This is a genomic window from Kitasatospora sp. NPDC057015 (assembly GCF_042673745.1).
GTDB lineage: Bacteria > Actinomycetota > Actinomycetes > Streptomycetales > Streptomycetaceae > Kitasatospora.
Window position 1 is genome coordinate 31575 of sequence record NZ_JBHUSG010000038.1, and the last position, 13375, is coordinate 44949.

Annotated in this window: 14 protein-coding genes; 5 read left to right on the plus strand and 9 right to left on the minus strand. The window is 72.5% G+C overall.

Annotated features, from left to right (window positions below; all coding sequences use genetic code 11):
• Window positions 1-2: 2 nt before the first annotated feature.
• From ACFTWP_RS28970 to hemL, 5 genes are all read right to left on the minus strand, one after another.
• A complete protein-coding gene (locus tag ACFTWP_RS28970) occupies window positions 3-1796 on the minus strand; it encodes a cytochrome c biogenesis protein ResB (protein ID WP_380267859.1) in 1794 nt (597 codons plus the stop codon).
• A 2-nt stretch (window positions 1797-1798) separates the two neighbouring features.
• Window positions 1799-2575, minus strand: coding sequence for a cytochrome c biogenesis CcdA family protein (locus tag ACFTWP_RS28975; protein ID WP_380267861.1), 777 nt, complete (start codon window positions 2573-2575; stop codon window positions 1799-1801).
• Window positions 2572-3180, minus strand: a complete 609-nt coding sequence (locus ACFTWP_RS28980; RefSeq protein ID WP_380267862.1) for a TlpA family protein disulfide reductase — start codon at window positions 3178-3180, stop codon at window positions 2572-2574. Before ACFTWP_RS28980 ends, ACFTWP_RS28975 begins: the two co-directional genes overlap by 4 nt.
• Window positions 3181-3424: 244 nt before the next feature.
• Window positions 3425-4072, minus strand: a complete 648-nt coding sequence (locus tag ACFTWP_RS28985) for a histidine phosphatase family protein (protein WP_380267925.1) — start codon at window positions 4070-4072, stop codon at window positions 3425-3427.
• Between the two features lie 191 nt (window positions 4073-4263).
• Window positions 4264-5589, minus strand: coding sequence for a glutamate-1-semialdehyde 2,1-aminomutase (gene hemL / locus ACFTWP_RS28990; RefSeq protein WP_380267864.1), 1326 nt, complete (start codon window positions 5587-5589; stop codon window positions 4264-4266).
• A gap of 325 nt (window positions 5590-5914) precedes the next feature.
• Between hemL and ACFTWP_RS28995 the strand changes: the two genes are divergently transcribed.
• The gene (locus ACFTWP_RS28995; RefSeq protein ID WP_380267866.1) at window positions 5915-6538 is read left to right on the plus strand and encodes a hypothetical protein; all 624 of its coding nucleotides are present in this window, start codon (window positions 5915-5917) and stop codon (window positions 6536-6538) included.
• 155 nt (window positions 6539-6693) lie between these two features.
• Here the strand turns inward: ACFTWP_RS28995 and ACFTWP_RS29000 are convergent, their stop codons facing one another.
• The 3 genes from ACFTWP_RS29000 to ACFTWP_RS29010 all read right to left on the minus strand — a co-directional run bounded on the left by ACFTWP_RS29000 (window position 6694) and on the right by ACFTWP_RS29010 (window position 10515).
• Window positions 6694-8025: a hypothetical protein gene (locus tag ACFTWP_RS29000; RefSeq protein ID WP_380267868.1), complete on the minus strand. Its 1332-nt coding sequence runs from the start codon at window positions 8023-8025 to the stop codon at window positions 6694-6696.
• 275 nt (window positions 8026-8300) lie between these two features.
• Complete coding sequence (locus tag ACFTWP_RS29005) at window positions 8301-9974, minus strand: RICIN domain-containing protein (protein WP_380267870.1); 1674 nt, start codon at window positions 9972-9974, stop codon at window positions 8301-8303.
• Window positions 9975-10275: 301 nt separating this feature from the next.
• Window positions 10276-10515: a chaplin gene (locus tag ACFTWP_RS29010; RefSeq protein WP_073924426.1), complete on the minus strand. Its 240-nt coding sequence runs from the start codon at window positions 10513-10515 to the stop codon at window positions 10276-10278.
• A 226-nt stretch (window positions 10516-10741) separates the two neighbouring features.
• Between ACFTWP_RS29010 and ACFTWP_RS29015 the strand changes: the two genes are divergently transcribed.
• The 4 genes from ACFTWP_RS29015 (at window position 10742) to ACFTWP_RS29030 (ending at window position 12406) form a co-directional block, all read left to right on the plus strand.
• Window positions 10742-10993 (plus strand): chaplin, encoded by a 252-nt coding sequence (locus ACFTWP_RS29015; protein WP_380267872.1) that lies wholly within the window; start codon window positions 10742-10744, stop codon window positions 10991-10993.
• A gap of 307 nt (window positions 10994-11300) precedes the next feature.
• Window positions 11301-11543, plus strand: coding sequence for a chaplin (locus ACFTWP_RS29020; RefSeq protein ID WP_380267873.1), 243 nt, complete (start codon window positions 11301-11303; stop codon window positions 11541-11543).
• Window positions 11544-11650: 107 nt separating this feature from the next.
• Window positions 11651-11926, plus strand: coding sequence for a chaplin (locus ACFTWP_RS29025; protein WP_380267875.1), 276 nt, complete (start codon window positions 11651-11653; stop codon window positions 11924-11926).
• Window positions 11927-12046: 120 nt separating this feature from the next.
• Window positions 12047-12406: a hypothetical protein gene (locus ACFTWP_RS29030; RefSeq protein ID WP_380267876.1), complete on the plus strand. Its 360-nt coding sequence runs from the start codon at window positions 12047-12049 to the stop codon at window positions 12404-12406.
• Between the two features lie 139 nt (window positions 12407-12545).
• Here the strand turns inward: ACFTWP_RS29030 and ACFTWP_RS29035 are convergent, their stop codons facing one another.
• Window positions 12546-13211 (minus strand): hypothetical protein, encoded by a 666-nt coding sequence (locus tag ACFTWP_RS29035; protein ID WP_380267877.1) that lies wholly within the window; start codon window positions 13209-13211, stop codon window positions 12546-12548.
• Window positions 13212-13375 lie beyond the last annotated feature (164 nt).

A 13375-nucleotide genomic window follows, 5' to 3' on the forward strand; every position in this document is an offset into this window, starting at 1 on the left:
GTCTACTCCTTGGAGTGCGGGTCGGCAGGGACTGCGGGGTCTGGGGTTGTTGCTTCGGGTGCGGATCCGGCCTCGGCCGCGTCCGGCTCGGCAGGGGACGGCTCTGCAGGGGACGGCCCGTCGGAGGCCGGCTCGTCGGGGCCCGGGTCGTCCAGGGCCGGGGCGTCGTCCTGGAGGTCGACCGCGAGTTCGGCCAGCTCCTCGGCGATCTTGGCGGACTCGCTGCGGGCCAGCCCGGCGAGCTCGACCAGGGTGGTGCCGTCCGGAGCGGCGACCGCCCGCACCCAGATCCGGCGGCGCTGCACGAACAGCGAGCCGATCAGGCCGAGGATCGCGCAGACCGCGCCGGCCAGCGCGACCGAGTTGCCCGGGCGGTGCGAGACCGTGAAGCTCGCCCACTGCTTGTAGCCGTCGAAGGTGACCGTTCCGTAGTTGTCCGGGAGGGTCCAGCCCTGGCCGGGCTTGAGCTTCACCTTCGCGATCTGGCCGTCCTGGTTCAGCTGGGTCATCCCCCGGCTGTCCAGCTGGTAGACGTTCTCCGGCAGGCCGGAGTCGCCGGCCGGGCCGACGTACGCGTTCAGCACCAGCAGCGGGTCGGCGGCCGCGGGGAACAGCGAGCGCGGACCGGTGGTCAGGTCGAAGTTGGCCGGCGCGGTCGGCAGGAAGAAGCCCTGGAAGGCCATCTTGACCTTCTTGTCGTCCTTCTCGCTGTAGCCGTAGTCGGACACCTTGATCACACCGGTGGAGGTGAGGTTGCCGTCCTGCGGCAGGAACGCGGTCGGGCCCGAGTACACCGTCTCGCCCTTGGCGTTGCGCACCGTGACCACCGGCGCGTAGCCGTGACCGATCAGGAAGACCTTGCTGCTGCCGATCTCCAGCGGGTGGTTGACCTCGATGTCGCCCTTGGTCTGCCTGGAGTCGTCGCTGCCCTGCCAGTACCGGATGTGCGCGGTGAACTCGCGGGCGCTGCCGACCTGGTCGCCGCTGGTCTGGAACCGGGAGGTGAAGTTGTCCAGCTTGAAGCCGAACGAGTCCAGGTCCTCCGAGCCGTAGAAGGCCGAGCCCTTGAAGTCGTCCAGCTGCGTCATGGTGTTGGAGTAGCCCTGGCCCTCGATCACCAGCTTGCCGCCCTCACCGCTGGCCAGGTTCGCCCAGGCGAAGCCGGCCAGCAGCGCGAACAGCGACAGGTGGAAGAGCAGGTTGCCGACCTCGCGCAGGTAGCCCTTCTCGGAGGACACCGAGCCGTCGGCCAGGTTCGCCCGGAACCGCCGGCGGCGCAGCAGCCGGTGCGCCGCCTCGTTCACCGCCGCGGGGTCGACGTCGGTGCGCCAGGCCGCGTAGACCGGCATCCGGGTCAGGTTGCGCGGCGCGGCCGGCGGGTGCGCGCGCAGCACCCCGACGAACTGCCAGGTGCGCGGGACGATGCAGCCCGCCAGCGAGACGAACAGAAGGATGTAGATCGCCGAGAACCACACCGAGCTGTACACGTCGAACAGCTGGAGCTTCTGGTAGATCGGCGCGACCGTGGTGTGCGCGGCCTTCCAGGCCTCCACCTTGAAGGCGTTGCGGCCGTTCTGCGGGATCAGCGAGCCGGGGACGGCCGCCAGCGAGAGCAGGAACAGCAGGACCAGCGCGACCCGCATCGAGGTCAGCTGCCGCCAGGTCCAGCGGACCCAGCCCAGCACGCCCATGCCGGCCGGGCCGTCCGCCTCGACCGGGGCGCTGGTGAGGCGCTCCGCCGTCCGCTCGTCCTCGTCCGCCCGGCGGGGGCCGGTGTCGGTGTCGGTGTTGCTCACGCTCAGATTCCGATCGAGAAGTCGGCGGTCAGGACCTGCATCTGCTGCACCAGCGCGTCCCAGACCCCGGTGACCAGCAGCAGCCCCACGGCGACCAGCATGCCGCCGCCGATCCGCATCACCAGCGGGTAGTGCCGCTTGACCCAGCCGAAGGCGCCGAGCGCCCGGCGGAAGGCCAGCGCGGCCAGGACGAACGGTACGCCGAGGCCCAGGCAGTAGACGGTCATCAGCAGCGCGGCGCGGCCGGCGTCCGCCTCGCTGGTGGACAGCGACAGGATGGTGCCCAGGGTCGGGCCGATGCACGGCGTCCAGCCGACCCCGAAGACCACGCCCAGCAGCGGCGCCCCCGCCAGCCCGATCGCCGGGCGGCGGTGCGAGCGGACCTCGCGCATGCTCAGCCCGGGCACCAGGCCCATGAAGGCCAGGCCCATCACGATGGTCAGCGCGCCCAGCACGGCGCTGATCGCCCTGCGGTGCTCCTGCAGGGTCTGCCCGAAGTAGCCGAACAGCGCGCCGGTGGAGACGAACACGGCGGTGAAGCCGAGGATGAACAGCACCGAGCCGAGCAGCATCCGGCCGCGGCGGGCGCCGCGCGCGTCGGCGAGGTCGGCCGCCGAGAAGCCGGTGACGTACGAGAGGTAGCCCGGCACCAGCGGCAGCACGCACGGCGAGAAGAACGACACCAGGCCGGCCGCCAGCGCCACCGGCAGGGCCAGCAGGATGGCGCCGCTCTGGACGGTGCCGGCGGCGCCGCCCAGGGCGATCAGGGTGGCACTCAACTCTGCTGCTCCGCCAGGACGGGCTTCAGCATCGCCTCGATGTCCTCGGTCTCCAGCGCCCGCATCGCCCGGGCCGCCAGCTTGCCCTCGCGGTCGATCACCAGCGTGGTCGGGATCGACTGCGGGTTCAGGCTGCCCTTGGGGAACTTGAGGATCTGGGTGCCGTCCGGGTCGTACAGGCTGGGGAAGGTGACCCCCTTCTCCTGCTCGAAGCGGACCGCGTTCGCCGGGTCGACGTCCCGGGTGTTGATGCCGAGGAACTGTACGCCCTGGCCCTTGTAGCTGTCCCAGACCGACTGCAGGTTGGGGGCCTCAGCGCGGCAGGGGTTGCACCAGGAGCCCCAGATGTTCAGCACCACGACCTTGCCCCGGTAGTCCGAGAGCGAGACCTTGGTGCCCTCCAGGGTGGTGCCGGTGATGTCCGGCGCGTCCTTGCGGTGGCCGACGGCCGCGGTGTCCGGGGCGCCGCCCTTGCCCACGATGAAGCCGGTCTGCGCGTCACCGCTGCCGGATGACCCGGACGACGAGCAACCGGTGAGGACGAGCGCGGCAGCGGCGGCTACGGCTGCGGCGAGACGAAGGCGGGGACGCGTCGTGCCAGACATGTGAAAAGTTTCGCATGGAAGTCCGGGCGGGTTTCGTGGGGTCCGACCTAGCGCGCCGAACCCCCTCTGACCTGCGACTGCACCAAGGCGCAGCTGGACGGTCAGGCCCCGAAGGGCTTACCTGCCGGGCGCGCGCCCCGGCCCCCGGACCGGGCCCGGGGAGAGCCGGGACGGCCCCGGGTGAGCGGACTCACACCGGGGCCGCGGCCGGGCCGGCCGACGCCGGACGGGCCGGCTTCCGCGCTCAGGCGCCGAAGCTCTTGCCCACCGGCTTGTCCTTGCCGCCCTTGCCCACCAGGTGGGCCGGCAGCAGGTCGCGGGCCGGCTCCCGGTAGCCCACCGAGACGATCTTGTCGCCCTCGTAGGTGAAGCTGGTCAGCGAGGCCAGCGAGCACTGGCGGCGGCGCGGGTCGTGCCACAGCCGGCGCTTCTCCACGAACGAGCGGACCGTCCAGATCGGCAGCTGGTGGCTGACGCAGACCGCCTCGTGCCCGCGCGCGGCGTCCCGGGCGGCGGCCAGCGCGGCCATCATCCGCACCGCCTGCTCGATGTACGGCTCGCCCCAGGACGGCTGGAACGGGTTGGTCAGGTACTTCCAGTACGAGGGGTTGCGCAGGGAGCCGTCGCCGACCCCGAAGGTCTTGCCCTGGAAGATGTTGTCCGCCTCGATCAGCCGCTCGTCGACCGCGACGTCCAGGCCGTGCGCCTTGCCGATCGGCTCCGCTGTCTCCTGGGCCCGCTCCAGCGGCGAGGCCACCACGTGCGTGATGTCCCGGCCGGCCAGGTCCTCGGCGACCCGGTCGGCCATCTGCCGGCCGAGCTCGGACAGGTGGTAGTCCGGCAGGCGGCCGTAGAGGATGCCCTCCGGGTTGTGCACCTCACCGTGCCGCATGAGGTGCACGACGGTGATCTCTTGGGCGCTCACTTCAAGTTCTCCTGGCGGGCTGCTGAGTGGTCGGGCGGGAACGGAACGGGTCCGGCGGCCCCGGCGGGGCCGATGGGGAACCGGTCCGGTGTGGGACGGGTCCGGTGTGGGACGGGACTGCGTGGGACGGGACGGCGCGGCCGCCCGGCACGGCGGGCCTAGGCGGCCGGCGCGGCCTCGGCGGCGGCGCGGGCGGCGGCCGGCAGGGCGGCGGCGATCCGCTCGACGGCCCGCTCGTCGTGGGCGGCCGAGACGAACCAGGACTCGAAGGCGGACGGCGGCAGGTAGACGCCCTGCGCCAGCATCGAGTGGAAGAAGCCGTTGAAGCGGTACGCCTGCTGCGTCCTCGCCTCGTCGTAGTTGGTCACCGGCTGCTCGGTGAAGAACACCGAGAACATGTTCCCGGCCTTCTGCAGGCGGTGGGCCACGCCCTCCTTCGCCAGCGCCTCCGAGACCAGGCCGGACACCTCGGCCGCGACCCGGTCCACCGTCGCGTACACCTCGTCGGTGCAGCCGCGCAGCTGCGCCAGGCCCGCCGCGGTGGCGACCGGGTTCCCCGAGAGCGTGCCCGCCTGGTAGACCGGCCCGGCCGGGGCCAGGTGGCCCATCACGTCGGCCCGACCGCCGAAGGCCGCCGCGGGGAAGCCGCCGCCCATCACCTTGCCGAAGGTCAGCAGGTCCGGCGCCCAGCCCTCGTGCGCGGCCTCCAGGCCGTACCAGCCGGCCTTGGAGACGCGGAAGCCGGTCATCACCTCGTCCGAGACGAACAGCGCGCCGTTCTCCCGGCAGAGCCGGGCCAGGCCGCCGTTGAAGCCGGGCAGCGGCGGGACGACGCCCATGTTGCCGGGCGAGGCCTCGGTGATCACGCAGGCGATCTCGCCCGGGTTCGCGGCGAAGGCCGCCTCGACCGCGGCCAGGTCGTTGTACGGCAGCACGATGGTGTCGCCGGCCTGGGCGCCGGTGACGCCGGGGGTGTCCGGCAGGCCGAAGGTCGCGACGCCGGAACCGGCGGCGGCCAGCAGCGCGTCGACGTGACCGTGGTAACAGCCGGCGAACTTCACGATCTTGGCGCGGCCGGTGAAGCCGCGGGCCAGCCGGATCGCCGACATGGTCGCCTCGGTGCCGGAGGACACCAGGCGGACCTGCTCGACCGGCGCGATCCGGTCGACGATCTCCTCGGCGAGCTCGACCTCGCCCTGCCCCGGCGTACCGAAGGAGGTGCCGCGGGAGACGGCCTGCTGCACGGCGTCGATCACCGCCGGGTGCGCGTGGCCCAGGATCATCGGTCCCCACGAACACACCAGGTCGACGTACTCGCGGCCGTCGGCGTCGGTGAGGTAGGGGCCGTTTCCGGACACCATGAAGCGCGGCGTGCCCCCCACCGCGCGGAAGGCGCGCACCGGGGAGTTGACACCGCCGGGGGTGACGACCGAGGCGCGGTCGAACAGCGACTGGGACTGAGGTGCTTCGTAGGGGTAGCTCACCGGGACATGGTCTCAAATCGTGTCCTTCACCTCTGCATGTCGGACCCGATCATCTGGAACGATGATCCGTGTGCCGTTGTCTGTACGGTTGTCCGTACCGCAGGGGCGCCGACTGCTGCCTTGACCGAACCGGTCAGACTGTGCGCACATGCATGGCACAGGGCTTACGTGACTGCCGCTGCGGGCAGTGGTGACGTACGACGGTGTGAACGGGTTGGACGGTATTACGGCGGCCGTGCACGACGGCGCATGACGGGTAAGGGGCACGTCCGGGAGGGACACCGGACGTGCGGGGGTCTGTCGATTCCGGCGAATTCCGGTGAGGATGGTCCGAGTGTCCGAGGCGCAGGACGGCCACGACGAGATCACGGGTGGTTCCCGGCGGTCCGCGAGGGCCGCGAGCGGGGGTACGGGAGCGAATACGGGTGCAGGTGGCAGTGGAAGACGGGGTGAGGGACGCGTGGGGGTGACCTACAAGTACTTCGGCGCACCCGATCGCGCCACCGCCGCCAGAGTCCCCACCGCGCTCGGCCCCGGCGGCCTCGGCCTGGACGCCGGCGAGCTCGGCGCCCTCGGCCGCCTCGGCGACCTGATGGAGACCAGCGGCTCCCCCAACGGGCACCTCTCCACCAAGATCAAGCCGGAGACCATGAGCGCCATGGTGCTGACCGGCATCCAGGGCGTCCCGCTGCACCAGGTGCCGCCGCTGGAACTGGTCGTCCTGCACCCCGACTACGCGGTCGTCCAGCTGCCCCAGATCGTCGTGGAGCCGCTCCGCAAGGCCGACGAGACCGAGCTGGGCGCGGCGGCCTTCATCTGGTCCACCGTCCCCGACCGCCGGGGCCCGCGCGACGCCTTCGTGATCTACAGCATGCTGCACGAGTGGCAGGACTTCGCGAACCGGCTGCACGACGCCGGGCACCAGCTGTACTGCCTGGTCTGGCCCTGACCCGCGCCGGTTCGTCCTCCTGAGGGGCCGGGCGTCCGCTCCCGGGCGCACGGGCCCGTCCGAGCCGTGCGCCCGACGGGCCGCGGCGCACGGCCCGGCGTCCGGCGCGGCGGTCCCCGCGGGGTCGGCGGCGGAGCCGGCTCCCGAACCGGCCGCTACGGCACCCCGAGTTCGAACAGGGCGTAGCCCGCGTACCAGCCCGAGGCGAGGGCGGGCAGGGCGAGCAGGCCGGCCAGGGTGCTCCAGCTGTGCCGGCGCAGCGCGACGGCCAGACCGGCGAAGAGCGGGAAGGCCGGCAGCAGGTAGCGGGAGATGTTGTCGAATATCTGGTTGCTGGCCAGTGCCGCGACGATGGTCAGTCCGGTGTAGAGGACCAGGACCAGCGGGGGACGGATCCGCAGCAGCAGGACGACCAGGCCCGGCAGCGCGATCAGCAGGGCGATCGCGATCAGGTCGGGGACGGGGTTGACCTGCCAGGCGTACCAGCGACCCACCAGCACGTCCAGGAGACTGTGGGCGGTGGCGGCGCCGAAGTCGAAGTAGCGGTTCCAGGCGCCGCGTTGGAGGTGGAAGTAGCCGGCCGGGTCGCCGAGCTTCCAGCCGACCCAGCCGAGGTATCCCAGCAGGCCCCAGGGGGTGATCAGCATGGCCGTCAGAGGGCGCGCAATGCCGTCCGTGCGCCGGACGAGTGCCACCAGCGCCGTGATGGACACGGCCGCGATGAGCGCGGCGGCGGTCGGTCGGCCGAGTCCGGCGGTGAGGGCGAGCAGGCCGGCGGTGAGCCAGCGCCCGCTCATCACGCAGTAGCAGGACCACGCCGCGAGGGCCACGAAGAGCGAGTCCGAGTAGACCGCCCACTCGACCCCCGAGCCCGGGAACAGGCCCCAGACGGCGGCCGCGACCACACCCGCCCGGGCACCGCCGAGGCGGGCGGTGACGGCGAAGATCCCGGCGGCCGCGACGAAGGACGCCACCACCGCGACCAGCATCCCGGCGCCGTAGGTGCCGAGGCCCGTGCACGCGCAGACGATCCGGATCAGCCACGGGTAGAGCGGGAAGAACACCGCCGAGTTCTCGTACAGGGTGGCGTGCGGGTAGCCGTGCAGCGGGATCAGTTGCGGGTGGTACCCGTTGAGGGCGATCCGCTGGTACCAGACGCCGTCCCAGCTGCCCAGGACGTCCCAGGGCCGGGCGCCGCCGCCGCGTCCGACCGCCTTGGTCCCGTACTCGTCGGCGTAGGCGAGCAGGGCGAGGAAGACCGCGAACCCGGCCGCCTTCACCGCCGCGTACACCCCCAGCGCGGCGGCGTACCGGACGGCGAGGGCGCGCCGCGCCGGGCGGTCGCCGCCGGGCCGGGCCTGCGGCCGGGCCCGGGAGTCGCCGACGGCGGGCGGGCTGCCGGGCGGTGCGCCGGGTCGGTCGGCGGCGGGCGCGGGCACCGCGGCCCGGCCCGGGGCCGCGGGCGCCGTGCTGGATGGTGTGCTCATGAACCTGACTCCGCCCCCGCCGAGGACCGCGCTCCGTGCGCGACATGCCGGGCGAGCCTACGGCACGGCCCCGCCGGCCCCGCCCGGGGGCGGGTGCGACCGAACGCCGGGCGAGGCGGCGCGGGGGCCACGGGGTGGAGCCGCCGTGCCCGGTGCCGTGCCCGCCGTCGGCGCCCGTCGCCGCCGTGGTCGGGGCGGCGACGGGCTGAGCCGGGCGGGGCACGGGGCCGGATGGGAGTGGGCCGGCCGTGCCGGTGCCTGCCGTGCGGCAGGTGTCAGCCGTGCAGGTAGACGATGCCGAGCTTGGTGAGCTGCCACAGCTGGCCGGGCGCCCCGGTGTCGGCGGCGAGTTCGACCAGCTGGTTGCCCTGGGCGTCCAGGTCGCCGGTCGCGGTGGCGACCTTGCCGGTGTCCTGCGAGTCGGCCAGCGTGTACCGCCCGTCGCCGGCGGGCTTGAGGACCCAGTGCTGGTTGCCGCCGCCGTTGCAGCGCCACTGCACCAGCCGGGTGCCGGGGGCGGTGGAGGCGCCGGTGGCGTCGAGGCACATGTCGCGGTTGCCGCTGAAGTCGAGCTCGAAGCTGCCGCCGGACTTCGCCTCCAGGACGAAGGACTGGTTCAGCCCGCCGGTCGCCCGGTAGGTGATGGCGGCCCGTCCGTCGGTGCTGTCCCCGTAGGTGCCGCCGCCCGCGAGGTCGAGCACCTTGCCGGTGGCGGTGTCGGTGAGCTGGTACCAGGCGCCGTCCTCCGGCCGGTCGCCGAACGGCCGGCCGGGGGTGAGGGGCTCGATCGAGGTGGTGTTCTGCTGGTTGAGCGTGCAGTACGCCTGCTGCTGGGCGGGCCGGGCGTAGAACTGCCCCAGGCAGACGCCTTCGGCGCGGTAGCCGGCCACCCGCAGGTGGTACGACTGGCGCACCATGTTCATGCACAGGCCGGGGATGCCGATCTGCTGGTCGCAGCCGTTGCGGACCCACTCGGACAGGTTGATCACGTCGCCGTTGGTGTACTCGTACGGCGAGCTGGTCCACTCGGCGCAGACCTCGTGGCCGAAGGCGACCCGGCGCTGGTCGAGGTAGCGCACGCCGGGGACCTGCTCGGCGGCGGCGCGCAGGGTGTCGCTGAGGAGCGGCACCACCCAGTTGTGCCCCCAGGCGAGGTCCTCGGGGAAGGCCGGGCAGCCGTCCGCGACCTTGCCGAGGTAGCTGTTGGTGCGGATGTCCGGCGAGATCGGGTTGAAGTAGGACTGGTAGACCAGCTGGTACGAGGAGTCCGGGTAGCCGGCGGCGCGCATGGTCTGCCGGATGTTCCGCAGCGCGGCCACCACCTTGGGCCGGACCCGCTCGGCCCGCGCGGTGATCTCGGCGCTTCCGATGGTGTCCCGGCAGCCCCGGCTCTGCGGGATCGGGAAGTACTGGCTCAGGCAGTGCATCATGATGCCGCTGAAGTCGAAGTCGTCGTTGGCGCCGATCGTGACGACGACCATCTTCACGTCGTACCTGGCGGCGGTGGCGGCGAGTTGGACGTCCTGTTTGGGCTCGCCGAAGTCGCCGCTGCCCGGGCCGGTGATCTTCGCGAGTTCGGGGTCGCTGACCAGGTCACCGGTCTGGGCGCCGGAACAGGCGAGGTCGACCGGGGTGACGCCGGGGATGTCGGTGACGAAGATCTCCGACTTCGGGTGGCGGTGGCAGTAGTTGGTGGGGCTGTCGCTGTCGGGGAAGTAGGCGTCGCCGGTGTCGGTGCCGGCCCCCTCCCCGGAGATGGCGCTGTCGCCGAGGGCGACGACGGCGGCCGGCCTGGCAGCGCCGGCCGGGGCGGTGTCGGCGAGGGCGCCCGGGGCGCCGGCCAGGACGAGGGCGGCGAGCAGCCCGGTGGTGGCGAGCAGGGCCCCGGCGGGCGAGCGGCGGGCGGCCGTGCGACATCGTGGCGCGCCGGGGATCCGTGACCTGATCACGCGTTACTCCTTGCGAGGGTGGGGACGCCGCCGGGCGGGGGCCTGGACGGCGCGGTGCGTGGAGCGTGCGACTCCCCGGGCCGGACCACTGCGGGCGACCGGGGGGAATATGAGCAGGCCTCATATTCTAACTACTGACAAGTAAGCCAACAAGGGTCATGACAGGCGCCCCGCAGGCGAGTTGGCGCCCCGGACCGATCACGGGGGCGACCCCGGAACGGCACCGAGCCGCCGCCCGCACCCCAGGAGGGAGGTGAGGACGGCGGCTCGGTGATGCGCGGAACGAACCGACCGGTCGAGGTCAGCCGACGTTGGCGCAGCTGTTGCCGAAGGCCGGGTTCAGCAGGCCGACAACGTCGATGGAGTTGCCGCAGAGGTTGACCGGGATGTGCACCGGGACGGCGATGTTGTTGCCGGAGGCGACACCCGGGGAGCCGGCGGCGACGCCCTCCGCGGTGGAGCTGGCCATCGCGCTGCCGGCACCGGCCGCAATGATGCCTACCACGGCGGCGCCAACGGCGGCGGTCTTCTTGATGCTCATATCGAGCCTCCTGTAACGATCGAAGGATTCACAGCTGCACGGAACGTGCGTGATCTCCAACGAGGTCCGGGGTGGCGGGTTGCGTGCGACCGGCGGCTATCACCCGTACGGCTTACCCGGCGCATTCGGGTGATCGCCGAACCCGACCGTTTCCCGGCGGACGTCCGGTCGTTCTTCCTGGCGAACACGCTTCATCCGGCCCTCTCACGAAACGGGACCCGACACCATGCGCAAGCTCGCCCACGGCGTGCTCGGCACTGCGGCCGCCGCAGCCCTGCTGCTCGGCGGCGCCGCCACCGCCTCCGCCCACCACGCCCACGGCGCGACGGCCGAGGGCGTCGCGGCCGGTTCGCCCGGCGTGCTCTCCGGCAACCTGGTCCAGGTCCCGGTGAACGTTCCGGTGAACCTGTGCGGCAACACCGTCGACGTGATCGGCGCCCTGAACCCGGCGTTCGGCAACAGCTGCGCGAACGCCTGATCCCGGGCCACCGGGCCGGACGGAAGACGATTCCCCGGACTCCCGGGAGGTCGATCCCGCGTCGAACTCGTGTTCTTCGTGGACGATCTCCTGGTCGCGCCACCGTGCGAACTTTCCCGGCCGTGCGGGAATTGTTCGAGGGGCGCATGAACGAGGCGGCCGAGCACCGCCCAAGCCACGGGCGACACGCACGACTTGGGCCGCCAGAGTGACAATCACGGCGCACCCCGAAACCCACGGGCGATGATTCTGCTTCGCCCGGATCCCGACAATCAATCCCGTCGGGAAGACAATGGAGGAAGACCCCATGCGTAACCTCAAGAAGGCTGCCGTCCTGTCCATCGTCGCGGCCGGCCTCGTGGTCGGTGCGGCCGGTGGCGCTGCCGCCAGCTCCACCGCCGAGGGCGTCGCCGCCGGCTCCCCCGGCGTGCTCTCCGGCAACCTGATCCAGGTCCCGGTGCACGTCCCGGTGAACCTCTGCGGCAACACCGTCAACGTGATCGGCCTGCTCAACCCGGCGTTCGGCAACAGCTGCGCCAACGTCGGCTGAACCGGCGGTCGTCCGCTGGGCGACTGCCGCTGCACCGAGTCCGTGCCGCACCCCGCCACCGCGGGGTGCGGCACGTCCCCCGTTTGTGATCTAGGAGATCAACCCTCATGCAGAACGTGAAGAAGGCCGTCGTCCTCACCGCCGCCGCCGCGGGCATGGTGCTGGCCGGCGCGGGCGCCGCGGCCGCGAGCTCCACCGCCGAGGGCGTCGCCGCCGGCTCCCCCGGCGTGCTCTCCGGCAACCTGCTCCAGGTGCCGGTGCACGTTCCGGTGAACCTCTGCGGCAACTCCGTCAACGTGATCGGCGCCCTGAACCCGGCGTTCGGCAACAGCTGCGCCAACGTCGAGATCCCCCAGGACCACACGGACGAGGAAGACTGCTGATCACCGATCGGCACGAACCCTGACCGTACTGCCCCTCGGCCCCCGGCCCTGGGGCAGTGCGGCGTCGGCGGTTCACCCCCGCGAGTCCGCACCACCGAAACACCCGAAGGGTAGGTCCTGATGGCCTTCAAGAAGACCGGGGCCGGCCTCGCCGTCCTGGGTGCCGCGATGCTGCTCGGCACCGGCACGGCGCACGCCGACGCCGACCCCGTCACCAACCTCCAGCGGACCGATGTCGCCCCCGCCGTCGGCGGGCTGACCGGCGCCCTCGGGTACGGGGTGGCGCCGGTGAAGGACCTCCGGCTGGACCCGTTCGCGCAGTCCTCCGCCGACGTGCTGAACAACGGGGTGGCCGTGCAGCCGGAGAACTCCGGCCTGGCGCCGGTGGCCACCACCGCCGTGACCGGGCCGCTCAGCGACGGCGGCGGACCCAGGGACCTGCCGGGCATCGGCACGGTGCTGGGCGTACTGCCGGGCTGACCGTCCGGCACGACGGTGCCGCCCGGTCGCGGACGCGGACCGGGACCGCAGGCCGAGAGCCCGGCACCCCGATCGTCCTGCGTGGACGGCGGGGTGCCGGGCTCTCGGCCTGCGGCGCGCGCGGCGCGCGGTCGCGGGCTCAGCCCCGGGTCTGCTCCAGCACCCCGGTGGCCGTGGCGGTGGTGGTGGCGGCGAGGTTCTCCACCGACTCGGCCACCGAGATCCGCTTGTCGGAGCCGCCCAGCGAGGCCTTGGCGCCGGGCACGGCCTGGACCGGGGCGGTGATCAGCTGCGGGTCGATCTCACCGAACTTCAGCGGGTTCTCGGTCAGCGGCCCGCTGGTGCCCTCGACGTAGCTGACCGGGCGGCCGAGGGTGAGGGCGGGGCCGGCCAGGTTCAGCGGCGCGGCCGGGGCGTCCACCAGCAGGTCGCCGAGCTCGGTGGAGCGGTCCGCGATGGGCAGCGGGACGGCCGCCTGGAGCTCGGGGCCGACCTTGCCGCCGGACAGCGCGGGGATGATCCGCTCGGGGACGAGCTGGTTGCCCTGCTCCTTCTCCGGCACGGCCGGCATCACCAGCGAGGTCGGGATTCCGCCGTGCAGGCGACCGCCCTGCGGGAGCAGGCCGAGGTGGTCGGTGGCGGCGCCGAGCGGGACGTCGAAGGGCACCTGGCCGGTGGCGAGCCGCCCTTCCAGGGCGCCGACCTGATCCGGCGTGATCCCGGCGGCGGCGGCCGCGCCCTGGGAGGCGAGGACGCCGGCGCCGACCGCCAGCAGCATCGCACCGGCCCGCTTGGAGAGCTTCATGGTATTCACCGTTCTAGCTGGAGATCTTCTGGGGTCGGCTGCGTCGCGCAGCCGAAAGCAACTGCTTTAACGAGGCACCTGCGGCCCGGATTGCGCCCGTTGACCGGTTCGGCCTAATAATCCGACTGCACGGCCGTTCGACGACGAACCTAGGGCCCGATCAG

Bases quoted from the DNA above. Each gene is read 5' to 3' on its own strand.
- ACFTWP_RS29020 (WP_380267873.1), top strand. From the start codon at position 11,301: ATGCGTAACCTCAAGAAGGCTGCCGTCCTGTCCATCGTCGCGGCCGGC.
- ACFTWP_RS29000 (WP_380267868.1), bottom strand. From the start codon at position 8,025: ATGAGCACACCATCCAGCACGGCGCCCGCGGCCCCGGGCCGGGCCGCG.
- ACFTWP_RS29015 (WP_380267872.1), top strand. From the start codon at position 10,742: ATGCGCAAGCTCGCCCACGGCGTGCTCGGCACTGCGGCCGCCGCAGCC.
- ACFTWP_RS28980 (WP_380267862.1), bottom strand. From the start codon at position 3,180: ATGTCTGGCACGACGCGTCCCCGCCTTCGTCTCGCCGCAGCCGTAGCC.
- ACFTWP_RS28985 (WP_380267925.1), bottom strand. From the start codon at position 4,072: ATGCGGCACGGTGAGGTGCACAACCCGGAGGGCATCCTCTACGGCCGC.
- ACFTWP_RS29010 (WP_073924426.1), bottom strand. From the start codon at position 10,515: ATGAGCATCAAGAAGACCGCCGCCGTTGGCGCCGCCGTGGTAGGCATC.
- ACFTWP_RS29035 (WP_380267877.1), bottom strand. From the start codon at position 13,211: ATGAAGCTCTCCAAGCGGGCCGGTGCGATGCTGCTGGCGGTCGGCGCC.
- ACFTWP_RS28995 (WP_380267866.1), top strand. From the start codon at position 5,915: ATGGTCCGAGTGTCCGAGGCGCAGGACGGCCACGACGAGATCACGGGT.
- ACFTWP_RS29025 (WP_380267875.1), top strand. From the start codon at position 11,651: ATGCAGAACGTGAAGAAGGCCGTCGTCCTCACCGCCGCCGCCGCGGGC.
- ACFTWP_RS29030 (WP_380267876.1), top strand. From the start codon at position 12,047: ATGGCCTTCAAGAAGACCGGGGCCGGCCTCGCCGTCCTGGGTGCCGCG.